The 25634-nt window shown below is 61.9% G+C and carries 25 protein-coding genes; 17 read left to right on the top strand and 8 right to left on the bottom strand.

The genetic code is table 11. The features are described from left to right. Positions 1–29 precede the first annotated feature (29 nt). Positions 30–1349, bottom strand: coding sequence for a DUF3300 domain-containing protein (locus AABA48_RS08565; RefSeq protein ID WP_286350094.1), 1320 nt, complete (start codon positions 1347–1349; stop codon positions 30–32). Positions 1350–1655: 306 nt separating this feature from the next. Between AABA48_RS08565 and AABA48_RS08560 the strand changes: the two genes are divergently transcribed. The 6 genes from AABA48_RS08560 (at position 1656) to gltX (ending at position 7982) form a co-directional block, all read left to right on the top strand. Then, entirely contained in the window at positions 1656–2657 is a 1002-nt protein-coding gene (locus AABA48_RS08560; protein WP_286350093.1) for a methyltransferase, read from the top strand. 14 nt (positions 2658–2671) lie between these two features. Continuing rightward, positions 2672–4393, top strand: a complete 1722-nt coding sequence (gene cydD / locus AABA48_RS08555; protein WP_286350092.1) for a thiol reductant ABC exporter subunit CydD — start codon at positions 2672–2674, stop codon at positions 4391–4393. Beyond that, positions 4390–6036 (top strand): thiol reductant ABC exporter subunit CydC, encoded by a 1647-nt coding sequence (gene cydC / locus AABA48_RS08550; protein WP_286350091.1) that lies wholly within the window; start codon positions 4390–4392, stop codon positions 6034–6036. The genes cydD and cydC overlap by 4 nt, the downstream gene beginning before the upstream one ends. A 58-nt stretch (positions 6037–6094) precedes the next feature. Continuing rightward, entirely contained in the window at positions 6095–6262 is a 168-nt protein-coding gene (locus AABA48_RS08545) for a hypothetical protein (protein WP_010941874.1), read from the top strand. A 129-nt stretch (positions 6263–6391) separates the two neighbouring features. Next, positions 6392–6571 carry a DNA gyrase inhibitor YacG gene (locus AABA48_RS08540; RefSeq protein WP_349256843.1) on the top strand — a complete coding sequence of 60 codons (180 nt, stop codon included), beginning with the start codon at positions 6392–6394 and terminating at the stop codon, positions 6569–6571. Positions 6572–6581: 10 nt separating this feature from the next. Then, positions 6582–7982, top strand: a complete 1401-nt coding sequence (gene gltX / locus AABA48_RS08535) for a glutamate--tRNA ligase (protein WP_286350090.1) — start codon at positions 6582–6584, stop codon at positions 7980–7982. A 113-nt stretch (positions 7983–8095) separates the two neighbouring features. Here gltX and AABA48_RS08530 read toward each other — a convergent pair whose 3' ends face one another. After that, the gene (locus AABA48_RS08530) at positions 8096–8929 is read right to left on the bottom strand and encodes a response regulator (protein WP_286350089.1); all 834 of its coding nucleotides are present in this window, start codon (positions 8927–8929) and stop codon (positions 8096–8098) included. Between the two features lie 273 nt (positions 8930–9202). Further along, entirely contained in the window at positions 9203–10423 is a 1221-nt protein-coding gene (locus AABA48_RS08525; protein ID WP_286350088.1) for an ammonium transporter, read from the bottom strand. A gap of 296 nt (positions 10424–10719) precedes the next feature. On the opposite strand from AABA48_RS08525, the gene AABA48_RS08520 reads away from it, so the two are divergent. The 10 genes from AABA48_RS08520 (at position 10720) to AABA48_RS08475 (ending at position 20259) form a co-directional block, all read left to right on the top strand. Next, a complete protein-coding gene (locus AABA48_RS08520) occupies positions 10720–11877 on the top strand; it encodes an acetoin utilization protein AcuC (RefSeq protein WP_045668122.1) in 1158 nt (385 codons plus the stop codon). Then, entirely contained in the window at positions 11855–12724 is an 870-nt protein-coding gene (locus tag AABA48_RS08515) for a hypothetical protein (protein WP_045668123.1), read from the top strand. The genes AABA48_RS08520 and AABA48_RS08515 overlap by 23 nt, the downstream gene beginning before the upstream one ends. After that, positions 12721–13680 (top strand): hypothetical protein, encoded by a 960-nt coding sequence (locus tag AABA48_RS08510; protein ID WP_045668124.1) that lies wholly within the window; start codon positions 12721–12723, stop codon positions 13678–13680. The genes AABA48_RS08515 and AABA48_RS08510 overlap by 4 nt, the downstream gene beginning before the upstream one ends. Before the next feature lie 141 nt (positions 13681–13821). Further along, positions 13822–14268 carry a hypothetical protein gene (locus AABA48_RS08505; protein WP_286350087.1) on the top strand — a complete coding sequence of 149 codons (447 nt, stop codon included), beginning with the start codon at positions 13822–13824 and terminating at the stop codon, positions 14266–14268. Between the two features lie 109 nt (positions 14269–14377). After that, a complete protein-coding gene (locus AABA48_RS08500) occupies positions 14378–15238 on the top strand; it encodes an ABC transporter ATP-binding protein (RefSeq protein ID WP_286350086.1) in 861 nt (286 codons plus the stop codon). Positions 15239–15280: 42 nt separating this feature from the next. Beyond that, positions 15281–16294 carry a DmsE family decaheme c-type cytochrome gene (locus tag AABA48_RS08495; RefSeq protein WP_286350085.1) on the top strand — a complete coding sequence of 338 codons (1014 nt, stop codon included), beginning with the start codon at positions 15281–15283 and terminating at the stop codon, positions 16292–16294. 31 nt (positions 16295–16325) lie between these two features. After that, on the top strand, positions 16326–18437 hold the full coding sequence (locus tag AABA48_RS08490; RefSeq protein WP_286350084.1) for a hypothetical protein: 2112 nt from the start codon (positions 16326–16328) through the stop codon (positions 18435–18437). 21 nt (positions 18438–18458) lie between these two features. After that, positions 18459–19421 carry an ABC transporter substrate-binding protein gene (locus AABA48_RS08485; protein WP_286350083.1) on the top strand — a complete coding sequence of 321 codons (963 nt, stop codon included), beginning with the start codon at positions 18459–18461 and terminating at the stop codon, positions 19419–19421. A 33-nt stretch (positions 19422–19454) separates the two neighbouring features. Beyond that, a complete protein-coding gene (locus tag AABA48_RS08480) occupies positions 19455–19850 on the top strand; it encodes a response regulator (RefSeq protein WP_039645572.1) in 396 nt (131 codons plus the stop codon). A gap of 16 nt (positions 19851–19866) precedes the next feature. Then, positions 19867–20259: a hypothetical protein gene (locus AABA48_RS08475; RefSeq protein WP_286350082.1), complete on the top strand. Its 393-nt coding sequence runs from the start codon at positions 19867–19869 to the stop codon at positions 20257–20259. A 10-nt stretch (positions 20260–20269) separates the two neighbouring features. Here AABA48_RS08475 and AABA48_RS08470 read toward each other — a convergent pair whose 3' ends face one another. Continuing rightward, entirely contained in the window at positions 20270–20746 is a 477-nt protein-coding gene (locus AABA48_RS08470) for a metallophosphoesterase family protein (protein WP_286350081.1), read from the bottom strand. Positions 20747–20884: 138 nt separating this feature from the next. On the opposite strand from AABA48_RS08470, the gene sppA reads away from it, so the two are divergent. Beyond that, positions 20885–21766: a signal peptide peptidase SppA gene (sppA, locus tag AABA48_RS08465; protein ID WP_286350080.1), complete on the top strand. Its 882-nt coding sequence runs from the start codon at positions 20885–20887 to the stop codon at positions 21764–21766. Positions 21767–21888: 122 nt separating this feature from the next. Here the strand turns inward: sppA and AABA48_RS08460 are convergent, their stop codons facing one another. The 4 genes from AABA48_RS08460 to AABA48_RS08445 form a co-directional block, all read right to left on the bottom strand. Continuing rightward, on the bottom strand, positions 21889–22635 hold the full coding sequence (locus AABA48_RS08460; protein ID WP_010941891.1) for a hypothetical protein: 747 nt from the start codon (positions 22633–22635) through the stop codon (positions 21889–21891). A 66-nt stretch (positions 22636–22701) separates the two neighbouring features. Beyond that, positions 22702–23826 (bottom strand): class II glutamine amidotransferase, encoded by a 1125-nt coding sequence (locus AABA48_RS08455; RefSeq protein WP_338271284.1) that lies wholly within the window; start codon positions 23824–23826, stop codon positions 22702–22704. A 47-nt stretch (positions 23827–23873) separates the two neighbouring features. Beyond that, entirely contained in the window at positions 23874–25184 is a 1311-nt protein-coding gene (locus AABA48_RS08450; protein ID WP_286350078.1) for an NAD(P)/FAD-dependent oxidoreductase, read from the bottom strand. After that, the gene (locus AABA48_RS08445; RefSeq protein WP_286350077.1) at positions 25181–25630 is read right to left on the bottom strand and encodes a 4Fe-4S dicluster domain-containing protein; all 450 of its coding nucleotides are present in this window, start codon (positions 25628–25630) and stop codon (positions 25181–25183) included. The genes AABA48_RS08450 and AABA48_RS08445 overlap by 4 nt, the downstream gene beginning before the upstream one ends. Between the last annotated feature and the right edge of the window lie 4 nt (positions 25631–25634).

Here is a 25634-nt window from a genome sequence, read left to right as displayed (position 1 = left end):
GGGAACGAAACGTCCGGCAGTGGCTGGTGCTATCTGAACTCCTTCTTGCCACTACCGCGGCCACCGCCACCACCGCCTCCCGGCAGCCTCATTTCGCCGCCCCCTCTGCCGCCGCCGGATGGTGCCCGCTGGCCGCTCCAGCCCCCTCTGCTTCCTCCCTGGGGCGCCGGTGTGACGCCCCGGATGCTGGACTCGCCGCGTTTGATGGCCCGGCGTTCAAACGAACCTTCGCCCACGCCCTGGAAGGGGGTATCGCGTCTTGCCGGCTTCTGCACCTGCTCGCGCTGGGGTGGTTGCGCCTGTGGCGCGATCGTGCTGTCCCGCCGCTGGACCTGCCCGGGACCTTTCCCCGGCAGCGATGTGTCCTGCACGTCACGCCGCTCACGATTCGGCAGCTGCTGCCTGCTCTCCGGCCTGCCGCCCGGGAATTTGCCGGGGTAGCCGCGCGTTTCCGGCCTTACCGGTGCCATGCGGGGCGGCCGCTTGCCGTAGAACTCGCTCGTTCTCCTGTCCCGATAGGCTACTCCCCTCCGGTGAACGGGGTTATGCTGCCAGACGTGGCGGACAACATCCCCTCGATAACGGTAATGGTGGAACCTTCTCGTCTTGTTGATGTCCACGTAGACCCGGTGGACCGGCCAATCGAACCAGGCCCAGGCGAAGAGGTCGAAACCAATAAAAACCCGCGGGCCGAAACCGATATAGCCGCCCGTGATGGCGAATCCCGGCGGATAGTACCAGTAGTAGGGCGGATAGGCGGGATACCACCAGGGGCCGTACACGTACAACGGATTGTAGACCGGCACATAAACGACGGTCGGGTCGGCCGGTTCGATCCGGATGATTTCCTTCTCGTGGGTGACCTTCTGCTCGGCGGTTGTTTTGAGATTTCCCTGCTCGTCAGCCTTGCGCCTCAGTTCCTGAATGGTGGCCGTAACATCGTCCTCCTGGCTCAGGAAGGCATCGCCCAGCTTCCTCGTCTGGTCGAGCTTCTCGCTCATGGCGAAAAGAACCTCCGGGAAATGGCAGAGCGATTTGACGCTGGGGTCCCAGGACTTTTCCTGGAGGGCTTTATCCAGCTCTTCACCCTTAAGGCCCATGTTTTGCCGCCGCCATCGCTCCGCCTCCACCACCTCCAGCGGATAGGTGGAGGCCATCAGGATCTGGGCCGTCAATGAGTCGGGGTAGAGGGCGATCGGCGCAAGCATCTGGGTCAGTTCCTCTTTGCTGAATGTGCTTGCCTGCTCGGGTGCGCTCTCTTCGTCCTGCGCAAGTAAGCCTGCCGGTATCATGAGCATGACGACGATGATGCAGGCCAACCGCAGCGCTCTCGTGGTTGTCGATTTCATACGATCTCCTCTGGTACCTTCCGGTTCGTCACGACCCGGTCGGAAGGCTGCCGTGCTTCGATTGAATCTCCTAAAGTATAACGGCAATTTCTTTATGCGCATCCCTTGGCCGGCCATTTGGATGACCGCTTGCGCACGGGTTCCACCGACGGCATGGGGCGCAGTGCAGCCGTTCAACTGCCGTACACACACCGAAATCGGAATAAAGGATCTTGCATATTTCAGTGGCGCGGGTATGTTCATTGTCATTATCCCGTGGTTGAGCCATTCTCGGACGGGTGAAACAGCTTTCGACCGGAGGCACGCATGGAACCGAAAAACTGGACACCGGCAGAACTCTTGCAACTTTCGAGCGGCTACTGGAACATCGGCGCGCTCCACGCCGCAGTGAGTCTCGATGTCTTTACCCCTCTTGCCGGCGGGGATCTCTCGGCCGGGGAACTTGCGGAGCGGCTGGGCGTCGACGGCAGGGCCCTCGGCATGCTCCTGGATGCCCTCACCGCCATGGAGCTCGTGCGCAAGCGGGGAGAGCGCTACGGGGCAGCTCCCGCCGCCTGCCGCTTTCTCTCGCAGGATTCGCCCGATTACCTGGGCCATATCATCAGCCACCACCATCACCTGGTGGCCGGGTGGGCGCGCCTGGACGAAGCGGTGAGCAGCGGCGGGCCGGTTCGGCAGAGCTCGTCCCACGGCAGCGACGAAGCGGCGCGGGAGAGCTTTCTGATGGGCATGTTCAACCTGGCCATGCTGGCGGCTCCGAAGGTGGTGCCCCGGCTTGATCTCTCTGGCCGGCAACGGCTCCTGGACCTGGGGGGCGGCCCCGGCACCTGGGCCATCCAGTTCTGTCTCCACAACCCCGGCCTTCGGGCCGTGGTCTACGACCTTCCCACCACCCGCCCCTTTGCCGAGCGGACTATTGCCCGCTTCGGGCTGGCCGACCGGGTTTCCTTCGAGGAGGGGGATTTCCTCTCCGGGGAAATCCCGGGGAGGTACGACGTGGCCTGGCTCTCCCAGATTCTTCACTCCGAGGGGCCCGAAGGGTGCGCAGTCATCCTCGGGAAGGCGGTGGCAGCCCTCGAGCCCGGAGGCATCATCATGGTCCAGGAGTTTATCCTGAACGATGACAAGGACGGGCCGCTCTTCCCGGCCCTCTTTTCACTGAACATGCTGGTGGGGACAGCGCGGGGACAGTCCTATGCCGAAGGTGAGCTGACGGCCATGATGGCGGCAGCCGGCGTGCGCGACCTGCGGCGCATTCCCCTGGATCTCCCCAACGGCGCCGGCGTCATTGCCGGGACCGTTGCCTGAAGATTCATCCCTTCATGAGTAACGACACGCCTGAGCATACCGGGCAACGGCCCGAGCAGTGGCTCATGGGCGAGGCCCGGCAGGTGCGGGGTCCTCTCCTGGTCGCGATAGGTTGTGCCTTCGTGGCCGGGCTGCTGGTCATCCTCCAGGCCCGGCTTCTGGCGTCGGCCTGCCATCGGGTGGTTATCGAAGGCGCCGGAGGAGAGTCGGTGCTTCCCCTTGCGGCAGCCGTTGCCGCCGTGGCCCTCGGGCGGGGCCTGTTGGCCCTTGTGTCCGAACGGCGTTCCGCCGCGGCTGCGGCGCGCCTCAAGGAACGGGTGCGCAGCGCTCTCTACCGGCGGCTCCTGGCCCTGGGACCGGCCGGCAGGGCAGGGGAGGAGACCGGCCCTCTGGTGGAAGCGGTGACGGCGGGCGTGGAAGGGCTCGAACCCTACGTGGCCCGCTTTCTGCCCCATCTGGCCCTGGCGGCGCTCCTGCCGACGGCGGTCCTGTTCGTCGTGGTCCCGGCCGAGTGGCGCGCCGGCCTCGTCCTCCTCTTCTCCGCCCCGTTCATTCCCCTGTTCATGGTCCTCATCGGCCGGGGATCCGAAAGCCTCAACCGGCGCCAGTGGGGCCGGCTTTCCCGGCTGGCCGGACACCTTCTCGACCTGGTGCAGGGTCTGCCGGACCTGAAGTTGTTCGGAGCGGTCAAGCGCGAGGCCGAGGCCGTGGCGCGGGTTTCCGAGGAGTATCGCCAGGCGACCATGGCGGTGCTCCGGATTGCCTTCCTTTCGGCCTTTACCCTGGAGTTTTTCGCCACCGTGGGCACAGCGGTGGTGGCCGTAGTGGTGGGCTTTCGGCTTCTGTCCGGGAGCCTGGGGCTCGTGGATGGCCTCTTCGTGCTGCTCTTGGCGCCGGAATTCTACCTGCCGCTCCGGACGCTGGGGCTCTCCTACCATGCCCGGATGCAGGGGGTGGCCGCCGCCGAGCGGCTCGCCCCCCTCATGTCCCTTCCCCTGCCCCATGGCGGGATGGACGGGCTGCCCGTCCCGCCGGGAGCGCCGGCCGTCCGATTCGAAGGGGTCGGCTTCCGTTATGGCGGCGAACGGGGCGGGGTCCAGGGGATCGACCTGGAGCTGCCGGCCGGCAGCATCACGGCGCTGGCGGGAGGGAGCGGCGCAGGCAAGACGACGCTGGTCCGGCTTCTGGTGGGGCTGGCCCGGCCGGAGCAGGGGAGGATAACGGTTAACGGGATCGACCTGGACCTCATACAGCCGGATGCCTGGCGGTCGACTATCGCCTGGGTGCCCCAACGTCCCTTTTTCTTCAGGGCGACCATTCGGGAGAACCTTCTGCTCGGCCGGCCGGATGCCTCCGATGACGATATCCGTGCCGCCCTTGATGGGGCGGCGGCAACGCCTTTCATCCAACGGCTGCCCCAGGGGCTTGAAACCCAGCTGGGCGATCGGGGCGCGGGGCTGTCCGGGGGCGAGCTGCGGCGGCTGGCCCTGGCGCGGGCGTTTGTGCGCCGGGCGACACTCGTGGTCCTGGATGAGCCGACCGCCGGTCTCGATCCCGAAAACGAACGCCTGGTGGCCGATGCCCTGGACCGGATCGCCGTGGGAAGGACGGTACTGGTGATTTCCCACCGAGAGGAGACCATCCGCTGGGCCGGGCGGGTGGCGGTGCTCGCGGGAGGTACCATCGAAGGGATCATGGGCGCCGAAGCGGTCCTGGCACAGGAGGGCCCGGCATGAGAGAGCTCTTCCGCATCCTCGACGTGGCCCGCGGGCAGTGGCCATGGATGGCGGCCGGCATGCTCCTCGCCGTGCTCGTTATCGCCGCCAACGCGCTTCTCATGGCGATTTCCGGCTGGTTCATCGCCTCCATGGCCGTTGCCGGCACCACGGGCGCCGCCTTCAACTACTTTTTCCCCTCGGCCGCCATCCGGGGCCTCGCCATCCTGCGGACCGTGGGGCGCTACGTGGAGCGCCTGGCGACCCACGAGGCCGGCTTCCGGGTCCTTGCCCTCCTGCGCGTCTGGCTCTTCCGCAGGCTTGAGCCCCTGGCGCCGGCAGCGCTGGAGCGTTTGGGCGGGGGAGACGTGGCCGGGAGGCTCCGGTCGGACGTGGATGCCCTGGAAAGTCTCTATCTGCGGATCATGCTCCCTCTCGCCGCCGGTGGGGTTGCTATCCTGGCTGCAACGGCTTTTGTTGCTCTCTGGAGCACCTCTGCCGCCGGAGTTCTTTTTCTCGCACTGCTGGCCGCCGGGGTAGGCCTGCCCCTGGTGGCGCGCCGATTGGCGGAGCAGCCCGGCCGCCGTTCCGCCGAACTGGCCGGCAGCCTGCGGGAAGCCGTGACCGAAGGGCTTCAGGGCGGCGAGGAGCTGATCCTGCTGGGGGCGGTCGAGCGTCAGGCGTCGCTGGTTGATGATCTTTCGCGACGGCTGGTGGCGGAGCAGGAGCGTCTGGCGGCAGGAGGAGGCGTCACCCTGGCGGGTGGGATTGTCTGCGGCGGGGTCGGGGTGGCCGCAGTCCTTGCGATTGCATCCTTTCAGGTTGCCGCCGGGGAACTCGGCGGACCGTTGCTGGTGATGCTGCTGCTCTTTGCCGCGGCTGCCTTCGAGTCAGCCGGCGGAATGCCCGCTGCGCTCCAGCACCTGCCAGCCGCCCGGGAGTCGGCGCGAAGAATTCTCGAGTTGGCCGATTCACCGCCGCCGGTGCCGGAACCCGCTGCGCCGGCTCCTCTCCCGACCACCACGGGGATTGTCTTCCGCAACGTCTCGTTCTCCCATGGCCCCTCCCTGCCGGTACTCCGGGGCTTCAACCTGAACGTGCCTGCCGGGGGACGGGTGGCCCTCATGGGCCCAAGCGGCTCGGGCAAGAGCACCGTGGCCGACATCCTCCTTCGCTTCCGCGATTACGAAGGAAGCGTCACCCTGGGGGGAGTCGAACTCCGGGGTCTGGGAGGGGAAGCTATTCGCGGGCTGATCGCTGCTGTTCCCCAGCAGCCCCACCTCTTCAACGGCACCATCAGAGAGAATATCCTTCTGGGCAACCCGACGGCCGAAGAGGAGCAGGTGCGTCGGGCCGTCCGGGACGCAGCCCTTGCCGAGTGGATTGACGGACTTCCCCTGGGTCTGGATACCGCGGTGGGCGAGGGGGGGGGCGCCGTGTCGGGAGGAGAGGCCCGCCGGATCGCCCTGGCCCGGGCCCTTCTGAAGGACGCGCCGGTTTTTCTGCTGGACGAGCCCACCGAAGGGCTCGACTGGGCCACCGAACAACGGGTGATTGCAGCGCTGGCGAATCGGATCGGGGGGAAGACCGTGCTGGTCATTTCCCACCGTCCAGCTTGTGGTGAACTGGCTGAACAGGTGCACTATTGTGTTAAAGTTCCCTGAGGTTATGCCGATGAATCAAATAAAGTACTGATGCTGAGCGCCCAGGGAGCCAATGTACGTGGAAGAGCCAGTCTACCGTTTCTCCTTTCTTTCAGTGGCCCAGGTCCATTCGTTTGCCATGGACCAGCCGGTCTCCATCGTTCTGGGCCCCGACAACATGTATTGGGTCGTTCCCGACGCCATGGTGGGCGAACTCCACCGTCGGGGCTTTCAGTTCTTCCGTTGATCCCACTTTGACATTGACTGGAAACGCGAGATGGCGGTAGTATTCCGTGCTTGGGATCCGACCGTCCGATACCGCACGTCCCCGGGATGCGCCTGCTCCTGGGGGTTTTTGTTTCACCGCGAGATGCCGATGATTACCACACTGACATGCCCCCGCTGCCGAGCCGAAACCGTCTGGGAGGGGAATCCCCACCGGCCGTTCTGCTCGGCACGCTGCAAGACCGTTGATCTGGCCGCCTGGGCCGACGAGGAGTATCGCATCGCCGGTCCCGAAGCCCCTGCCGACAACGACGATAACGACCGAGAGTAAGGAGCACTTCATGTCCGACGTACGTTTGCGCTTCGCGCCGAGCCCCACGGGCTATCTCCACGTGGGGGGAGCGCGTACCGCTCTCTTCAATTGGCTGCTGGCCCGCAAGCAGGGCGGTACATTCATCCTGCGCATCGAGGATACCGATGTTGCCCGTTCCACCCAGGAATCGGTGGATGCCATCCTCCAGGGGATGGAGTGGCTTGGCCTCGACTGGGATGAAGGGCCTTTCTATCAATCCGAGCGGTTTCCCGTCTACCGGGAGTTCGTGGAACGGCTCCTGGCCGAGGGAAAGGCGTACCGCTGCTACTGCACGCCCGAGGAGCTGGAGGCACGGCGCGAACAGGCCATGAAGGAGGGGCGCAAGCCCAAGTATGACGGTACCTGCCGCGAGCTTGACGCTCAGGACGCCGACAGGCCCTTTGTGGTCCGCTTCAGGGCCCCCCACGAAGGGGTGACCGCCTTCGACGATCTGATCAAGGGCCGGATCGCCTTCAACAACGAGGAACTGGACGACCTGATCATCCAGCGCACCGACGGGACTCCCACCTATAACTTCGTGGTGGTAATCGACGATGCAACCATGGGGATCACCACTGTCATCCGGGGTGACGATCACATCAACAACACGCCCCGTCAGATCCTGCTCTACGAGGCCCTGGGCTATCCGGTGCCCCGCTTTGCCCACGTGCCGATGATCCTCGGCGCCGACAAGACCCGGCTCTCCAAGCGGCATGGCGCCACGAGCGTCATGGCTTACCGCGACATGGGGTTCCTGCCCGAGGCGATGGTCAATTACCTGGTGCGGCTCGGCTGGAGCCACGGGGACGAAGAGATCTTCAGCCGGCAGGACCTTGTCGAGAAGTTCACGATTGAAGCGGTGGGCAAGTCAGCAGGGGTGTTCAATCCGGACAAGCTCCTCTGGCTCAACCATCACTACATCAAGGAGAGTTCGCCCGAGCGGCTCGCGGAGCTTCTGGTGCCGTTTCTCCGGGAGCGTGGTGTCGACCCATCGGCCGGTCCGAACCTCCCTCAGGTGGTAAAGACCCTCCAGGAGCGGTCGCGGACTCTTGTGGAGATGGCCGACGGCGCCCTGTTCTATTATCGGAGCGAAATCAGCTATGACGAGGAGGCCGCCGCCAAGCACCTGGTGCCGGGAACGCTGCCTCTGCTTGCCTCGCTCGCGGAGAAGCTCGACGCGTGTGCCGATTTCAGCCATTCGGGGCTCGAGGCCGCGTTCAAGGAGTTCATTGCGGAAAAGGGGATCAAGTTCGGGCAACTTGGACCGGCCGTGCGCGTTTCCCTGTGCGGCGGCACCGCTTCACCCGGCATCTACGAGGTTGTCGAGGCTCTCGGCAAGGACGAGACCCTGCGGCGGTTGCGCCGGGCCGTGGCGTACCTGGAACGGTAGACCTAACCAGTTTGCGCACTGCACAAGGGGCGGCACGATCGGATTCGTGCCGCCCCTTTTGTCGAGAGGTCCGGCCCTTGCCCCGGCGACTTTCCGAGGCTGGGGGCAGGGTATTATTTGAACCGTTTCAGGAGATCGAAGGCCCGCCGCACGCGGGTCACAATCCGTATGGGTTGGACCGGCTTGGCGATGAAGTCGATGAAGCCGGCCTCAAGGGCCCGCTGCTCGTCCTCGCCGGTAGCCTTGGAGGTAAGGAGGATCATTGGGGTGTCGGCGATCATGGGGTTTGCCCGTATCGCCCGCATGAGACTGAATCCATCCATACGGGGCATGACCGAGTCGCAGATGATCAGATCGGGCTTTTCCGCCACGGCGGTTTTGAGCCCTTCCACTCCATCACCGGCCAGCAGGACGTCGTATCCTTCCTTGTGCAGGGCCACTTGGATTATCGTGGCCACCGGCGGCGTGTCCTCAACCACCAGGATCTTCTGACGCTGGGAATCCTTGGCTTTGCCGTGCAGGTAGTGCTTTTCGATCGCAGTCAGCAGCTCCTGACGGGTGGCCAGGACCGGGATGATCTGTACTCCGTTCTTTTTGCCCAAGAAATCGATCGTTTCTACGTCGAAGGGGTCATTGATGGCGAGCGCCAGCATGTTGTCCTTCTGCTTGATTGGAAACACCTGCTTCTGCACCGCGATGTCCTGGGGCACAAGCGCGAGCAGCTCGGGGGGGAACGCATAGTCCGCGAAATCTCTCACCGTCTTGAAGGCAAACTGTTTTGAAAGAGCGTCGATCAGTTCGTCGCCGTTAATGACCCCCATCTCTTCCAGGATCTGGCCGAGGCGCTTGCCGCTCCCCTTTTGCCGATCGAGGGCCCGCTCAAGGGTCTTCATCGTGATGATTCCAGCCTCCACGAGAAGATCGCCCAACTGCTTCTTGTCCGACATGTATGCTCCCCGTTGCTTCTGTGGTAGTGGTCATGCGGTCCGACCACTACTATGACACACTTTGCCCTGTATACCAACCGCTTGACATCACACCGATTGCGGTTTGATTTCTCGTCCGGCATACGGGTACGCATGTGCCGTACCTGTACCCCATGGTAAACACATCGGTCGGTAAAGAGAATACTTTAGAATTATTGTCAAAAAATCCGAGGGGTTGGCGGCAGGAAAACAAAAGGCCCCGGCGGGGCCTTTTGTTCGACATGTCAGGCGGGGTTAGCGCACATGGTCCTCGGGATACGCGCCTATCTGATGGATCGAGAGGTCGGCGCCGGCAAATTCCTGTTCATCGGTAAGCCGGATGCCCATGGTGCGGGAGAGAATGCCATAGACCAGGAACCCATTGACAAGGGCGAAGACTACGGCCGCGAGGCTTCCCAGGAGCTGTGAGACAAAGGAGACGCCCCCCATGCCGCCCAGCAGCGGCTGGCCGAATATCCCTGCGGCAATGCCGCCCCAGGTGCCGATGACGCCGTGGAGGGGCCAGACACCGAGTACGTCGTCGATCTTGAGCCGTTCCTGCTCAAGCTGGAAGCCGTAGACGAAGATGACGGAGGCCACGGCACCGGTGGCGAAGGCTGCAAGGGGATGCATGATGTCGCTGCCCGCACAGATGGCGATGAGGCCGGCCAGGGCGCCGTTGTGAACGAAGCCGGGGTCATTCCGCCCCGTAACGATGGCTGCGAGTACGCCGCCGACCATTGCCAGGAGCGAGTTGACCGCCACCAGCCCCGAGATTTTCTCCACGTGCCCCGCGCTCATGACATTGAAGCCGAACCATCCCACGGCGAGAATCCAGGAGCCGAGCGCCAGGAACGGTATGTTGCTGATGGGGATGGGGTGCGACTTGCCGCGTACGTAGCGCCCCATGCGGGGACCCAGCACCAGTACGGCCGGCAGAGCCAGCCAGCCGCCGACGGAGTGGACGACCACCGAACCGGCGAAGTCGTGGAATTCAGCTCCGCCTACACTTTTGAAAAAGCCCTGGAGCAGCGAGGCGTTCTGGCCCCAGATCAGGGATTCGAACAGGGGGTAGGAGACGCCGGCAAAGATGGCGCCCGCCAACACCTGGGGCCAGAACTTGGCCCGTTCCGCGATTCCGCCCGAGATGATCGCCGGGATGCATGCTGCGAAACAGAGCAGGAAAAAGTAGCGGACCAGGTCGTATCCCTGGGTGGTGCCAAGAAGGTCGCCGGCAGGTACGAGAAAGGATATTCCGTAGGAAATGGGGAAGCCCACCAGAAAATAGGCCACGGTTGAAACGGACCAGTCGGTGAGGATCTTTACAAAGGCATTGACCTGGTTTTTCTTGCGGACGGTGCCCACTTCCAGGAATGCGAAGCCTGCGTGCATGGCAAAGACCATGACCGCACCCAGCATGAGGAACAGCACGTCGGCACTGTTCCTGAGACCTGTCACCATTGACAGAGAGTCCATCGATTACCTCCATTGGTATGTGGTCATGCCCTTCGTTGGGTCTTTGCCCTCGATAGCAACCTCTCTGCCAAATCGATAATGTAGTGAAATTTCAGTAAATAGTGGTGTTCCGGCGCCCTGCCTGATGCTCGCTCTGACCAAACCTTCGGCAGGGCTGCCTGAAAAAGAGGCGCCCGTTCTGCCATCCGCTTCGACCGCCGGGGAAAATAGGGGTTGACGGGGGGATGTCTACATTGTAAATTCGCGTGGTTAAAAGAAATTGAGGCTATTTGCGTCTTTCTGTTACGGGAATTCTATTGCCAGCCAGAACAGCCCTCATATACTCGAACGATTTCGACCGGTTCAGCTACGGCGACGATCACCCGTTCAAGATTCAGCGTTACATTCTCGCCTTTGAGCTCATGCGCGCCTATGGCCTCATGGAGCTTCCGAACGTCAGAATCCTCGACTGCCCCCGAGCCGCGGAAGAGGCACTGCTTACCTTTCACGCGCCCGACTATCTCGAACGTCTCAGGGAATTCAGCGAGTCGGACGATGCCCGCGCCGATTTCCGGTACGGTCTCGGCGATCTGGACAACCCGGTTTTCAGGGGGCTCTACGACTGGGCCCGGCTGGGTGCCGGAGGGACCATCGAGGCGGCCCGGCTGGTTGCCGAGGAGGGCTATGACATCGTCTTCAATCTTGCGGGGGGGTGGCATCACGCCCATCGGGCCAAGGCATCGGGATTTTCCTACCTGAACGACGCGGTCGTGGCCATCAACCTGCTCCTGGAAAAGGGCCTGCGGGTGGCGTACCTCGATATCGACGCCCACCACGGCGACGGCGTGCAGGAAGCGTTCTACGATACGGACCGGGTCCTGACCATTTCGATTCACGAGAGCGGCATGTACTTTTTTCCCGGCACCGGTTTCGAGGGGGAAACCGGCACCGGGGCGGGCACGGGGTATTCGGTCAATATCCCGCTGGTGGCCCACGCCGACGATGCGCTTTTCATGAAGGCCTTCGACGAAGTGGCGTTTCCGCTTCTCGCCGCCTATAATCCCGACGTCCTCGTGACTCAACTGGGCGCCGACACCTTCCGTACCGATCCCCTTACGCGGCTTGAGGTGACGACTCACAGCTACACCTATATCCTGCGCAAGCTCAAGGCGCTCGGCATCCCCTGGGTTGCCGTGGGAGGGGGCGGATACAACCTGGTCAATGTGGCCAGGGCCTGGACCCTTGCCTGGGGGGTGATGAACGGGGTCGAACTGCCGCCCCGGCTGCCGGATTCGTTCGTATCGATTATCGGCCGGCTCGGCTATCCCAACAGGATGCTCCTCGATGCCATGCACTGGGCCCAGGAGGACGACCGCAATCAGGCCCTGGACGCAGTGGAACGCAGCATAGCCGTCATCCGGAAGACGATTTTCCCGGTGATCATCGGTTCCTATGGCGAGACTTCCGGGGAATGAGCCGCTGGTGTCGGCCTCGGGCCGCGAACTCCATACCCTGCGCGAGATCAATGGTCTCGCCCCGGCGGAGCGCGACCGGTTTTACGCCGGACTGATTCCCCCCCGGCTGTTTGAACTGCTTGGAATATCGCACGAAACCCTGCGTGGGGCCGACGGCCTCGGCAGAGTACGAATCATCGCGCCGGAGGGAATCGGTCTGGTGAGGATCGAGGTGAGAGCCCGACCCGACGACCGGGACACGGTCTTCTTTCTGGAGTTGGCCGATACCCCCTACCGGCAGATTGAGCTGGCCTTTTGCATCATTGCCGATCCGCATGCCCCGCGTTTCGATGTGGACAGGGATGCCGAAGGGCGGTCCAATTACTTTGCCTCTCAGGGGCGGAATGTCCCCGAAGAGATTCGCGCCATGGCGGCGGGGTTGTTCCCGAATCAGACGCGGCGCGGACTCAACCTGTTCGGCGAGTTTTTTCCGCGATTCGAGCGCTTCGTGGACGCTCTCGGCATGGAGATGATTGCGGCGGAGCCCCTGACCTACGACAACGCCATCCGCTACGAAAAGTACGGTTTCGACTATGTCACGGGCAAGCGGCTCATGGTGGAGATCGATCGGGAATTCAGGCCCGGCGGAATTTTCCATCAACGGCTCGACGGCTCGACGCCATTCCGGCTGCCCGGTGCCGAACGGACGGTGCGGGGGCGCAGCTGGGCAATCCACGACGGCATCATGGACGAGCCGTGGGACGAAGTACGCATCTACAAAATGGTCGGCATTCATGCGGGAGTCGATACCTTTCCCAACCGCGAGAACGACCTTGTTGGCGAAACACGAGGAGGAGTACGAATATGAGTGCTCAGGTGCAGGACCTGACCCCCATCAAGGGAGTCACCTACTACTACCCACCCCACGACGCGGTGCTCGTCTTCAAGGACGGCGCGGCCGAGATTCCCTACGGCGGGCTGCCGGTCCCGCTTCTGGAGGAGGATTACGCTTCCCTCGACGGAGAACCTTCCTATGATGCGGTTGGCAGGGGAGTCTACCAGACTCTGCGGACCAACCCGGACTGCATCCACTGCGCGGCCTATGCGACGCTGCTGCGGGACGCCTACCCCCACTACCTGGCGGAGCTGGCCAGCCACGCTATCATGCTCGACAGCAAGGATGTGGAGGTCCCCTACATCGACCGGAAGATCGCCAGCCTCAAGGTCCTCTCTCTCCTCGAACCGGACAATGCGGGACTCCCCCTGGAGATCGGCCGTGCCTATCTCGACCGGGGGCTGCGGCTTTCGGCGCTCCACATGTCCACGGTCAGCATCTATCGGGCCGAACACTTCCTGCGGCGCGCACTGGAACTGACGCCGGGAGACGGCAGAGCGCTCCGCCTGCTGGGGGAGGTCTGCTACCTGCTGGGAAAATACGAAGAGGCGGCCTCCTGCTGGCGCGATACCCTCGACCCGGCCGATGCCGATGAAGCGGAGCGTTTCAGGGTACGTCTTGCCCGGATCAGCGAGGGACGGCTCCCCCTTATTGCCCCGGTGGATTACCTGGAGGCCATAGGAGCTGCCTTTGCCTGTTTTCACACTGGTGACTACGAGGAGGCCGTCGCTATTCTCCAGGATGTGCTCATGGACGGGATTTTCTGCGCCGAGTTTCCCATTGCCGACATCCATTGCGTCATCGGCAAGAGCTTCGTGCAGCTTGACATGCCGCGTTATGCCGAAGAGTCGTTCCGCGCCGCGCTTCAGCTGGATCCGGCCCACGAGGAGTCGCTTGCCTGCCTCAGGAAGGTCACAGGGGAGGAGTAGGATATGTTTGGCTTCAGTATTGCAGACTGGATCTTCATTGCGTTGGTCATGGCCACGATTTTCGCCTGTGTCGCCATTAGCGACATGCGCCGCCCGAAGCGCTGAAGCGATTCAGTCGGATCACCTCGGAAAGGCCGCCAAATGACCGAAGATCAGGAACTGGAAATGGACTCGCGCCCCCTCGGCCTCGTGTTGCTGACCGGGCTCTATCTCTTTTTCTTTATCGTTACGGCCACCAGTTACGGTAATCCCTTCCCCTTCCTGGGGCGGATTTATGTGGGAACGGTGGCCAAGGCAATCGTGTTCGTCGACAGCCTCATCTGTCTCTATCTTTTTCTGGGGATTTACAAGAGACAGCTGCTGACCTGGTATTGCCTGATCGGCTACAACCTCTTCGAGGTGGTGAACACCATCATCAACCTGAACATGATTACCACCGTCGAACTGGAACGGATCATCGGGGAGCCGATCGACAAGGAAGCCCTGGTGGTCAACAATATCGCCAGCGCCCTGGCCATCCTGCTGTTGACGCAGTATATCTACCGGCACCGCTCGTTTTTTACCAACCAGCGCCGCTATCTTTTTTAATGTGAGCGCGACGCGGCCCTGAACACCGCTGTTGAGGAGTGACCGCGCCTCTGGTATCATGAACGGCCACTATAGCGCGAGGAATAGTACCGTGGTTTTTGTTTCCCAAATGGATTCGGCACACGATGGCGAAGGGCTCTTTCATAAACTGATGCACGGACTTGCCCCTACCTTTTTCCACAAGGAGGGGGGCGACTGCCGGGTTGATCTGACCGATACCCGCGGGGTTTCCATCAGGATCGAGAACCTCAACAAGTATTTCGGCGAGAAACATGTCCTGAAGGATGTCAATCTGGCCATCAATGCGGGGGAGACCTTCTGCATCATCGGCCCGTCCGGAACCGGCAAGAGCGTTCTCCTGCGTCATATCGTCAAGCTGGATCGTCCCGACAGCGGAGAGATCTTCATCGACGGCCATCCGGTCTTCGTCAACGCGGGGAAGGATACGCCGAGCGACTACCGCTACAGCATGGTGTTCCAGTCGTCGGCCTTGTTCAACTCGCTGACCGTGGGCGAGAACGTGGGGCTCTGGTTGCGCGAGAAGCGGATCTGCAAGGAGCAGCGCATCCGGGAGATCATCCGCGAGAAGCTGGCCATGGTGGGTCTGGAGAATACCGAGCAGCTCAAGACGTCGGAGCTGTCGGGGGGCATGAAAAAGCGGGTCGCCATTGCCCGGTCCCTGGCCATGAACCCCGACCTCATACTGTATGACGAGCCGACGGCGGAGTTGGATCCCGTGACCACCGACGAACTGGCGAATACCATCCTGAAGCTTAAGGAGACGACGAAGAACACCACCATAATCGTGACTCACGACCTGAACTTCGCCCTCTATGTCTCGGACCGCATCGCCATGATGCACGACGGGCGGATCGTCGATGTCGGCACCCCAACGGAGATCAAGGCAAGTCAAAACCCGATTGTGAGGGGGTTCATTTACACGACCACCAAGGGGATCAAGGGCGAATGACCGCGTGACCGCGTCAGGTGTTCTGCCCACAGGGGAAGATCCATGAGAGGATACGGAAAAGCGTTTGTTGCACTGAGTGTCTCACTGGTCGTCGGCGTCTCGCTTCTCGCGGGCTGCGCGGCGCTCAAGCAGGACCGTCCGCTCCTGCCGGTCAGGGAGTATGAACGGATGATCGTTGGGCGTCTCGATGCGGAGTACGTAGGGACCGACAACTGTGTGGCCCGTTGCCACAAACATGAAAAGATAACCGACGATTTCCGCCACAGCGTTCACGGCGAGCAGATCCGCCCCGAAACAGGCCTCCCCCTGGTTAACTGCGAATCATGCCACGGGCCGGGAAGCCTGGCCATCGAGAAAGTCGGGGAGGACGTGGCGTACAACGACGAACACAAAGTCAAGTGCGACACCGGCAAGCTCCTCGACATCAAAAACCTGCACACCCCCGCCCAATCTCTCATCTGCCTCAAATGTCATACCGCCGCGTCAACGCCGAGTCTTGCCCACTGGAACACCGGCGTTCATGCCTTGAACGACGTCGGATGCTTCGACTGCCACAAGCTTCACCAAGGCTCCCAGCAGAAGGTGAGCCGGGAGGAAATGGCAGAGATGTGCTACGGCTGCCATCCCCAGGTGAAGGCCGAAGCCCAGCTCTTTTCACACCATCCGCTCCGGGAGAGGAAAATGGCGTGCACCGATTGTCATGAGCCCCATGGTTCCACCCAGGAGCACCTTCTGCGGGGCAACACGGTCAAGGAGATGTGCACCCGCTGTCACATGGACAAACAGGGCCCCTTTGCCTTCGAGCATGGCGACGTGACCGAGAACTGCTCCACCTGCCACACTCCCCACGGCTCGGTCAGCAACCATCTCCTGAGCGCGGCGATGCCGTTCCTGTGTCTCCAGTGCCATTCGGGACATTTCTACACCCTCGACGCGGACCCGGCAACTGCTCCCCAGAACAGGCGGCTTTTCGCCAGCCGCTGTACCGACTGCCATTCACAGATTCACGGAACCGACATGCCGTCCGCCGAAGGGCGTGCCTGGTTCCTGCAGTGAGTTGCCGACAACTGTGCCAAGGAGTCGACCCGTGAAGGAACTCATGAGGCTAAGAGCAAAGCTGGCGGTGGCGTTCGTACTGCTTGCGGCGGCAATTCCGGCCGGTGCCGGATGCGAGGAGCTTGTTGCGGCGGCAGAGCCTGAGGATCTCCCTTATGCGGCCGTTGTGCCGCAGGAGAGTGAAACGGAAGAAGGTGAATACGTCGAAGTGCCCCTTGAGGAGGTTGACGTCCGTACGCGGCAAATTGTCGATCTTTCCGCCGGCAACCGGTTTGTCGATGTCAGCCGCGATGGGAGCCGGGCCGCTGAATACGATCGTCTCCGGTCGAGCGGGGCGGGGCGGTTCACCGTCGGTTCCGTGGGCAGGGATCTCAAACTGGTTGTTGAGGGCGAATACCTCAATAGCAAGGACTACAACGCGTCCCTGCTGTTTGACTACAAGGGGTATTACCGGCTGAATCTCCGAACCGAGGCGCTCTATCACAACCTTGACCACGAAACGCCACACGTTCCCATTGCGACCGACCTGAACCCGTCTGATGAGTACGGCATGTACGTGCGGCAGGACAGCATCAATTTCCGCTATAAATTCCACGACTATCCCATTCACCTCAATATCGGCCACTGGATGCTGGTACGCGACGGCTACTCTCAGCTTCGCTTTTCCGATTACGGCTTCGACGAGTCGCCCAACCCGGCCGATCTGGACGCGAACAACCAGGACCGGCGCAACAGGCTCCTGCTTCAGAGCCGTCCCGTCAAGAACCACACCCAGGAGGGAACCATCGGCTTTGACGCCCATCTGGGACCGATCAATATCCTCTACACCTTCCTGATCAGGCAGTTGGACGACGGCATCGCGCCGCCCGGCTTCCAGTTTGCGCCCCGCTACGGCGAAAACGGCGATCTGATCCGCAGCGCCGGACTTCTCCAGCACAACACGACACCGGAGAGCCGATACTACTCCCATACCGCCAAGCTCTATACATCGCTTACGGGAGGAATCATCGGATCCGCCTCCTATTCATACGGAAAAAGGGATAACCAGTCGTCGCTCACGACCGTGGCGGGAGCCGACCAGACCTCCAATACCCTGCAGAATGTGGCCGGAGATTTCGTCTATACCCCTTGCCAGTGGTTCTCGTTTTCGGCGAAGTACCGGCACCAGGAGATCGACCGGGATGCGCCGTCCGTCGTCCAGGTACCCTCGCTGTCGAACCCGGTTGTGCGCGTCCGCTCTGGTATGGACACGCGGCGCGACGTGGTCTCGGTCAACTTTTCCCTCCGACCGAACACCATCCTGACCTTCAACGGCGAGTATCGGGGCGACTTCCAGCAACGCTCGAACACCGGCACGGACGTTGACCGCTGGCGTCTGCCCGATACCACGTCCTCAAACCGCGGCACGATGACCCTGCTCTATCGCCCGTTCAAGGGGATGCGCCTGCGGGCGCTGTACGCCTACACGGCCACCGACAGTCCGTCGTACGGCACCGAGGCTGAAAACCGCCATGAGGGGAACATTCTGGCCTCCTACACCATGGCCGGAAGGTGGGGAGTCACCGCCAGTTACAAGATCGTCCGTGAAAACAATGACCACATCACGCAGGACGTCACCACCTTCGACGACCCGCCGTTGCACGGAACCCTGACCCTGCCGCGCGACCGTCGCTCGGTTCACGGCGCGGCGAGTGTCTGGTTCACTCCCCTTGAGGCCCTCATGGTGAGCGTCAGTGCCGGATATCTCAGGGACCACTCCGATCAGGCAATCCTCCTGTCCCGCTTTCTTCTCGGAGGCTACGCAGGGACCAAGTACACATCCGAGGCGCAGATTATATCGTTGAACGCATCCTATCGGTTCACGGAGCGGGTCGATCTTTCACTGGCACTCCAGCAGGTGCGTTCTCTTTCCGATTTCAAACCCGAAGATTCCACGGCCGACGGGATATCAACCTTCCTGATCAGGGACGCGTCGCAAGCGAAGACCATCGAGAACTCGCTCTCCGCGCGGGTCAACTATCATTTTTCGCAACTGGTTTCCTGCGGTCTCGACTATTCCTATCGGGATTACGACAATAAGCTGTCTTCCCTGTACGAGGGGAACGTGCATCAGGTAACCGCCCTTGTGAGGGCGAAGTGGTAGCGGGATGACCGGAACCGAGTAATGGCGCTCAAAAAACTCTTCATAGCACTCACGTGCATGCTCTGTCTCTGCTGCGGCGCGTCGTCGGCGTCTGCGGCGGGCAAGCTGGTGGCTGCCGTGCTCACCAGCGATATGGAGCGTTACCGTGATGCGTACCGTTCGTTCCTCAAGGCTCTGGCGGCGAAAGGGTATGAAGAGGGGACCGTGGAGGTGGTGACGCAGACGCCCAACCCTGACCCCATATCCTGGGCGAACAGTGTGCGGAAATTCGACGCCATAAAGCCCGACCTGCTCGTGACGTTCGGTGCTCCCGTCACCCTTGCCGCAAAGCAGGAAACCAGCGGCATTCCCGTCGTGTTCGTGGACGTCTACGGGCCGGTCGAAACCGGCATCTCGCGCAGCATGTCCCAGGCGGGGGGAAGCCTCTGCGGAGTCAGCTCCAAGGTCCCCGTAGCAACGCTCATCAAGGCCATGGGCGATATCCGCCCCATCAGGACCCTGGGCGTCCTCTACAATACCCGGGAAGCCGGCTCAATCCTTCAGCTCAAGGAGGTCAAGCGCGCGGCGGCCCAGCAGGGGTTCGCGGTTGTCGAGGCGAATGTGCCGTCCGCTGCGGGACTCGATACGGCGCTTACCTATCTGCTCGGCCGCGCTGACTGCCTCTTTGTTTCCGAGAGTTCGGTGATCGGCAGAGGGTTCGACCGCATCGTCAGGAAGGCCACCGACGCGCGTGTGGCGGTCATCTCACTTACGCCCGGCTCTTCCGAGCGGGGGGCGCTGGTTTCCCTCGAGATCAGCCCGACCGAGCAGGGGCAACTGGCGGCGGATTACGCATCCAAGATCCTTTCCGGCCGAAGACCGGGAGAGCTGCCCGTCTACACACCACGCAAGGTTGACCTGGTGCTCAACATGGGAGTTGCCAGAACGCTGGATCTCCATGTACCATTCAAAGCATTGAGCGCCGCCACACGAGTGATCAAGTAGGGAGCGGCCGTGGCACTCCCTTTGAGGTAGTTGATGGGAAATATCCTGATCGTTGATGATGACAGATCGTTTTCGCAGTTTCTGAAAAAGTACATCCGGCAGTGCTTTCCCGCGCTGCGCGTGCATACCTGCTCGGATCCCGTCCGGGCCCTCGGACTCATCAGGAAGGGAGATGTGGATCTCCTCCTCGTGGATTACGAGATGCCGGTCATGGATGGGGAAAAGGTGGTTCGCTATGCCTGCCAGGTGGGCATGGACCGTAACAGGATCATCGTCCTGTCGAGTCGTGATGCGGACTATCTGCACCAGCACTTTCCCCTGGGAACCTGCCTGGCGGTCATGAACAAATATGAGGCCGGCCAGAAGGCGGTGCTCGACATGGTATTGGGGTCACTGCAGCGCAAGACGTCGGAAGCGGTATGCCGGTAATGAAGGAGGCCATGGGATGGCTGGCAAGGAGATAACGGTTACTTTCTATCGGCAGAACCACGTGCGGGACAACTGGAAGGTCGATTTGCAGGGGGGCGAGTCACAACGTTTTTTCGGCACTCTGGCCGAGGATCTCTCCCGCAGCGGGGTTATCCTCAAGCAGGCGGTCAACGACGGTTTCACCATCGACATCAACAGTTACAGCGACCTGCTCAACGCGGTCCGGATATCGTCCCCGACCGACGGTTTCGCCAACGTGTGTGTTGGCCATGTGATCGGCCAGAGCCCGAATCTCAACCTGCTGGACGATATCAGGCGCGCCGTGACGCGCATAGCTTTTGCCCCGGAAACCGTCCCTCCCGAGGACCATAACCGCAAGGTCTGCCACAACTGCGGCTGCGGCTGCTGATTCAGCCCTTTCAGGGAAGCACGGCAGGAAGGATTTCCGCCGTGATGGTGCCGTCGGCAAGGGTTACAACGGCATAGGTGAGGTTGCCGGCTCCCCGCTTCAGGCAGCCCGGATTGACGTAGAGGATGCCGTCGATTGCTTCGACGCAGGCAACGTGGGTATGCCCGAAGAGGACCACTGCCGCGTCAACGGCGGCGGCCCGCTCCCGGAGCCGTTCAAGGCCCGACTTGACGTGGTAGGCGTCTCCGTGGGTCAGAAGGAAGCGCCGGCCGGCGAGTACCAGCGATGCCTCGCGGGGGTGGGCAGGGGAGCAGTCGCAGTTGCCTTGGACTTTGATGATGGTTTTTCCCGTGGCATCCTCAAGGAAGTCGGCATCCTGAATTTCGTCGCCCAGATGGACGACGTGGCCGGCATCTTCGTGCAGGTCGAGGATGCTCAGTGCCAGGCTTTGATTGCCGTGGGTATCGGAGAGGACCACGATTTTCATACTATTCATTCTAGCAGAGCGCCGCTGAGTGTCTCAACAGGAATAGTGGGAACGCCCGCTCATGGTGAAGCTCTCAAGCGATGATCCCGGTAACCGACGCCAGTTTCTCCGGCTCGGTGCTGGCCCGACGGACCATTCATGACCAGGAAACATGTTCTAATCACCGGGGTAACCCTGGTTGCACTGATTATCCTCTTCACGTTTTCGGTGCAGATGGCGCGGATTCTCATGGGAGATATGACGGCCGCAACCATCGGCGACGGGATTGGCTATGCGGAGGTGAAGGGGCCCATCATCGATTCCCAGGAGACTGTCAAACAGCTCGACGACCTCCGCAAGAAGAGCAGCGTCAAGGCGGTGGTGCTGAGGGTCGAGTCGCCGGGCGGGGTCATCGGCCCGTCCCAGGAGATCTACGCCGCGGTCAAGCGGTTGGCGGCCACCAAGAAGGTTGTTGTTTCCATGGGGAGTGTGGCGGCCTCGGGCGGCTACCACGTCGCCGTGCCCGCTGCCGTGATCTATGCCAATCCGGGCTCCATCACCGGCAGCATCGGCGTACTCATGAAGCTCTCGAACATCGAAGGGCTCATGGATAAGGTGGGGCTCAAGGCCTTCACCCTCAAGAGCGGCAAGTTCAAGGATTCCGGCTCTCCCGTGCGGAAGCTCACCGAGGAGGAGCGGGCCGTTCTTCAGGGGGTCATCGACAACCTCCACGATCAGTTCGTGCGCGCCGTGGCGGAAGGAAGAAAACTGCCGGTCGAGGAGGTACGCCGGCTTGCCGACGGCAGGGTCTACACCGGCGAGCAGGCCCTTCGTCTCAAGCTCGTGGACCGGCTCGGCACGCTGCACGATGCCGTAATGGAGGCGGGGCGTCTGGCCGGAATCGAGGGGGAGCCGACCCTCATCATCCCCCCGAAAAAGAGGAAGCTGCTGCGGGACATGCTCTTCGGTGAGGTGGCCGAGGCGGTGCGCGGGTCGGTGCGCAAGGAGGAGGGGCTCAGTTTCAGCTACGAACTGGAGTGAGCAGCCCCGTTCTGATGCAATGAAAAGAGGGATGTCGCCATCGGGCGGCATCCCTCTTTTCATTGCCAGGAGAATTATCCTCTATTCGGCAGTCGAACACTGCCGTTTTCAGAATTGCAACGTCAGCGTGGCATGGGGCAGTAGAGATTGCCGTAGGGGCGTCTGCTTTTGGGCAGGACTTTCACGAACTCTTCCGCCATCACTTCGCTGAAGTCGATGCCGAAGTCCGCACAGTAGTCCTTCAGGTATCGCTCCAGCTCGGCACGGTCGCCATCGGTCAGTTCGAAGACCCCGACCTCGCCGGAGAGCTTCGACTCGTCCACGCCGCCCCGCACGAAGATAGTACCGCCGTGCATGCCGGTGCCGAACCGGAAGCCGTGCTTCGGCTTCTCCGGGTCATCCGTGAACATGCCGAGCAGTACCAGTACACCGCCTGCCATGTACTCGCCGAAGAAGTCACCCGCCTTGCCGCCGGCAATGAGCACGGGCTTGTTTTCATTGTAGGATTTCATGTGGATGCCTACCCGGTAGCCCACGTCCTTGCGAATGTGGACCCGTCCGCCGCGCATGCCGTAGCCCAGGACGTCGCCCGCGTGGCCGTGAACGATGACCTTTCCTGCATTCATGGTGTTGCCGATGTTGTCCTGGCCGTTGTCGTTGACAACCACGGTGGCACCGTTCATGAAGGCAGCCAGGTCGTTGCCGGGTACACCATTGATGATGATTTTCACCGGCTTGTTGATCCCGTCGCCGATGAAATACTGCCCGTTCACGTTGTCCAGCACAATCTCAGAAGCTCCGGCCGCCACCGCCTCGCGTACTTTCTGGTTCAGATCCCGGTAGTAAAGACCCTGTGCGTTAATGTTCATAATACCAACCTCTCCTGAAGGGGCAGGTTCGGAACAACCGACATCCGGTTCCTGATCCCCGATGGTTTAGATGACGTCCGGCTGCATCTTGACGATCACCGGTTCACCGCCGCGGGGTGACCATACCTTGTCTGGTGCCGGGCAGATCTCACGGATTGCAGCCTCTTCGGATGCCATGTACACGAAGTCGTCCTTGATGGCGCAGACCAGCGGCCGCAGCTTGACCCGGTCATTGAGGCCGATGAGCCCTTCGTTGCTGGCGAAGAGGATGGCAAAGGGGCCATTGAGAAGCGCGCTGCCGTAAACCTGGCGGATGGCGGTGAGAAGCTGGCGCTCGTCGTCGGGAAGCCCGTCGATCATGTCCCAGAAGGGGGCGGCCATGGCAAGGCTTGCAAGTTCGGGTGTCAGGCCGTGCTTGCGGATCAGAAGGTCGAGGGTGTAGGCGACGACCTCGGTGTCGGTCAGCATGGTGCAGACGTATCCATACATCTCCAGGTAGCGCTTGTTGATGCCGTAGGACGAGATTTCGCCGTTATGGACGATGGACCAGTCGAGCAGCGTGAAGGGGTGGGCGCCGCCCCACCAGCCCGGGGTGTTGGTCGGGAACCGGTTATGGGCGGTCCATATATACCCCGTGTACTCTTCGAGGCGGAAGAAGTCGGCGATCTCTTCGGGGTAGCCGACGCCCTTGAATGCCCCCATGTTCTTGCCCGAGGAAACCACAAAGGCGCCTTCGATTTCGTTGTTGATCGCCATTACGTGGCGCACGACCACGTCTTCGTCGGTCATGTTCTGGTAGTCGATGGCCTCGCGGTATTCAGGCGTCTCCAAGGGCTTCACGAAGTAGCGCTTGAACAGGGGAGGATGGACTATGGCCGGGGTGCGGCGGGTGGGAATCTCCTCGTAGTGCTCCACAAAGAAGTGGCGCTCCAGGTATTCCTCGGTCAGCTGCAAGGCCATGCCGTTCTCGTACATGAGATGGAAGGCGAAGAACTCCTTGAAGTCCGGGTAGATGCCGTAGGCGGCAAATCCCCCGCCGAGGCCGTTGCCCCGGTCATGCATCAGGGAGATCGACTTGATGATCACGCTTCCCTCCACGAGGTTTCCCGCCGTGGATATGAAGCCGGTCAGGCCGCAGTTGGAGATGTCCTTCTGGAAGTTATGCGTCGGTTTCCGCGTTGTCTGTATCATTGTTCGAACCTCGGTCTGGTCGTCGAATCGTGTGAGCTGCCGGTCCTTCAGTGCCCCACCGCCACGGCCGGTCTGCCGGTTTCCGTCACCTTGCCGGCCGGTGCGAAGAGGGCGGTCCGGATATCCTTCGGCAGGTTGGCAAAGCCGAAGTCAGGCGCGAGCAACTGGTCCTTGAAGGGGGCAACGGCAATCTTCTCCCGGATGAGTCCCGAGAAAATTCCGGCCCGGTCCACTGCACCCACGAGGACCGCACCCGCCAGCAGCCCGTCCTTGATGACGATCTTGCGGTACTGGTAGTTTTCCAGGTCCTGGTAGGTGAGGATTTCGTACTCTTTGGGTTCCGCCGGATTGGTGATCCCCATGGAAATGGTCGATACCTTGAAGAGCTCGATGGAGTTCATGGCCAGGCCCCCTTCGTAGGCCTTGGTGCCGCCGGCCATGCTCACCCCGGCGATGTCGCCCTGGATGTACGCGTCGGGCCAGATGGGCATGGGGTTCTTGACGCCGGAGAAGAAGTCCTTGGCCTCGGCCACGTCGCCCGCGGCATAAATGCCTTCGACCGAAGTCTCCATCCGGTCGTCGACCACGATACCGCGGTTCACCTCAACCCCGCTCCCCTTGAGGAAGCCGCAGGCGGGGCGCACCCCAATGGCCACGATAATCGTATCGCAGGGGATGAAATCGCCGGAGCGGAGCGTTACGCCCGTGACCTCGGCCCCTTCTCCCTCGATCCGGACAACCGTATCCTCGGTGATGACGTCGATGCCGTTGGCCTTCATCTTCTTGGCCACCACGCGCCCGGCAGGGCGGTCGAAGGCGGCCGAAAGGATCCGGTCGGCCAGTTCCACGATGGTGATCTGCTTGCCGATCAGGTGGAGCCCTTCGGCGGCCTTGAGGCCGATGAGGCCGCCGCCTATGACCACCACACGGCCGATGTCGGAGGCGATTCCCTTGAGCTTGGCCGCATCGTCCCAGGTGGTGAAGGTGAAGATCCGGTCCTTGTCGGCCATCCCTTCGATGGGAGGAATGAAGGGGTCGCCGCCGGTGGCGACCAGGAGACGGTCATAGCCGATGGTGTCCCCGCCGGCGATCCGCACCTGGCGGGCAGCGGTGTCAATGCCCGTCACTTCCGAGTTGAGGAGCAGGTTGACGCGGTTCTTTTCGTAAAAGTCCTCGGGGAGGTACGCCATCCGCTTTTCCGTGACAAGCCCTCCCAGGAGGTAGGAGATGAGGGGGCGGCCATAGGCGTTGTGGCGCTCACGGGAGATGACGGTGATGGTCCCCTGCTGATCGATGCTCCTGATGCCCCGGATGGCTCCCACGGCAGCCACCGAGTTGCCGATGATCACGTAGTTCATTTCTGGCTCCCCTCCTTGAAGACAAGCGCCCGATTGGGGCAGGCGTCGACGCAGGCCGGAGACACGCGGTCCGGGCAGAGGTCGCACTTGTTTGCTTTCTTTTTCTTCAGGTTTCGCTGGATCGCCCCGTAGGGGCACGCCATGACGCAGGACCAGCAGCCCACGCACTGCTCCGTGTCGATCCGGACCACACCCTTGTCGTTCTTCTGGACTGCGCCGGAGATGCAGGCCCGCAGGCAGTCGGGTTCGTCACAGTGACGGCAGGTGGTTGAGAAGGAGACGATACCGCCGTCGATTTCCTCTACAGTGCAGCGGGCAATGGGGCGCTCGGGCTCGTGCAGGTAGGCCCGCACGGGATCCTTGGAAAGCGAATGCTCGGTGATGCAGCCGACTTCACACAGATGACAGCCGATGCAGGCGTCTTCAATCATGTAGATACGTTTCATGGGG

It is taken from the genome of Geobacter sp. 60473 (assembly GCF_036323535.1).
Classification (GTDB): domain Bacteria; phylum Desulfobacterota; class Desulfuromonadia; order Geobacterales; family Geobacteraceae; genus Geobacter; species Geobacter sulfurreducens.
The sequence above is the reverse complement of the archived record's forward strand: the minus strand, read 5'-3'. Positions and strand labels throughout refer to the sequence as shown.

Bases quoted from the DNA above. Each gene is read 5' to 3' on its own strand.
- AABA48_RS08530 (WP_286350089.1), bottom strand. From the start codon at position 8,929: ATGTCGGACAAGAAGCAGTTGGGCGATCTTCTCGTGGAGGCTGGAATC.
- AABA48_RS08455 (WP_338271284.1), bottom strand. From the start codon at position 23,826: ATGATACAGACAACGCGGAAACCGACGCATAACTTCCAGAAGGACATC.
- sppA (WP_286350080.1), top strand. From the start codon at position 20,885: ATGACCAGGAAACATGTTCTAATCACCGGGGTAACCCTGGTTGCACTG.
- AABA48_RS08510 (WP_045668124.1), top strand. From the start codon at position 12,721: ATGAGTGCTCAGGTGCAGGACCTGACCCCCATCAAGGGAGTCACCTAC.
- cydC (WP_286350091.1), top strand. From the start codon at position 4,390: ATGAGAGAGCTCTTCCGCATCCTCGACGTGGCCCGCGGGCAGTGGCCA.
- AABA48_RS08560 (WP_286350093.1), top strand. From the start codon at position 1,656: ATGGAACCGAAAAACTGGACACCGGCAGAACTCTTGCAACTTTCGAGC.
- AABA48_RS08515 (WP_045668123.1), top strand. From the start codon at position 11,855: ATGGCGAGACTTCCGGGGAATGAGCCGCTGGTGTCGGCCTCGGGCCGC.
- AABA48_RS08505 (WP_286350087.1), top strand. From the start codon at position 13,822: ATGACCGAAGATCAGGAACTGGAAATGGACTCGCGCCCCCTCGGCCTC.
- AABA48_RS08495 (WP_286350085.1), top strand. From the start codon at position 15,281: ATGAGAGGATACGGAAAAGCGTTTGTTGCACTGAGTGTCTCACTGGTC.
- AABA48_RS08500 (WP_286350086.1), top strand. From the start codon at position 14,378: ATGGATTCGGCACACGATGGCGAAGGGCTCTTTCATAAACTGATGCAC.
- AABA48_RS08525 (WP_286350088.1), bottom strand. From the start codon at position 10,423: ATGGACTCTCTGTCAATGGTGACAGGTCTCAGGAACAGTGCCGACGTG.
- AABA48_RS08460 (WP_010941891.1), bottom strand. From the start codon at position 22,635: ATGAACATTAACGCACAGGGTCTTTACTACCGGGATCTGAACCAGAAA.
- AABA48_RS08565 (WP_286350094.1), bottom strand. From the start codon at position 1,349: ATGAAATCGACAACCACGAGAGCGCTGCGGTTGGCCTGCATCATCGTC.
- AABA48_RS08475 (WP_286350082.1), top strand. From the start codon at position 19,867: ATGGCTGGCAAGGAGATAACGGTTACTTTCTATCGGCAGAACCACGTG.
- gltX (WP_286350090.1), top strand. From the start codon at position 6,582: ATGTCCGACGTACGTTTGCGCTTCGCGCCGAGCCCCACGGGCTATCTC.
- AABA48_RS08470 (WP_286350081.1), bottom strand. From the start codon at position 20,746: ATGAAAATCGTGGTCCTCTCCGATACCCACGGCAATCAAAGCCTGGCA.
- cydD (WP_286350092.1), top strand. From the start codon at position 2,672: ATGAGTAACGACACGCCTGAGCATACCGGGCAACGGCCCGAGCAGTGG.
- AABA48_RS08445 (WP_286350077.1), bottom strand. From the start codon at position 25,630: ATGAAACGTATCTACATGATTGAAGACGCCTGCATCGGCTGTCATCTG.
- AABA48_RS08485 (WP_286350083.1), top strand. From the start codon at position 18,459: ATGGCGCTCAAAAAACTCTTCATAGCACTCACGTGCATGCTCTGTCTC.
- AABA48_RS08450 (WP_286350078.1), bottom strand. From the start codon at position 25,184: ATGAACTACGTGATCATCGGCAACTCGGTGGCTGCCGTGGGAGCCATC.
- AABA48_RS08540 (WP_349256843.1), top strand. From the start codon at position 6,392: ATGATTACCACACTGACATGCCCCCGCTGCCGAGCCGAAACCGTCTGG.
- AABA48_RS08480 (WP_039645572.1), top strand. From the start codon at position 19,455: ATGGGAAATATCCTGATCGTTGATGATGACAGATCGTTTTCGCAGTTT.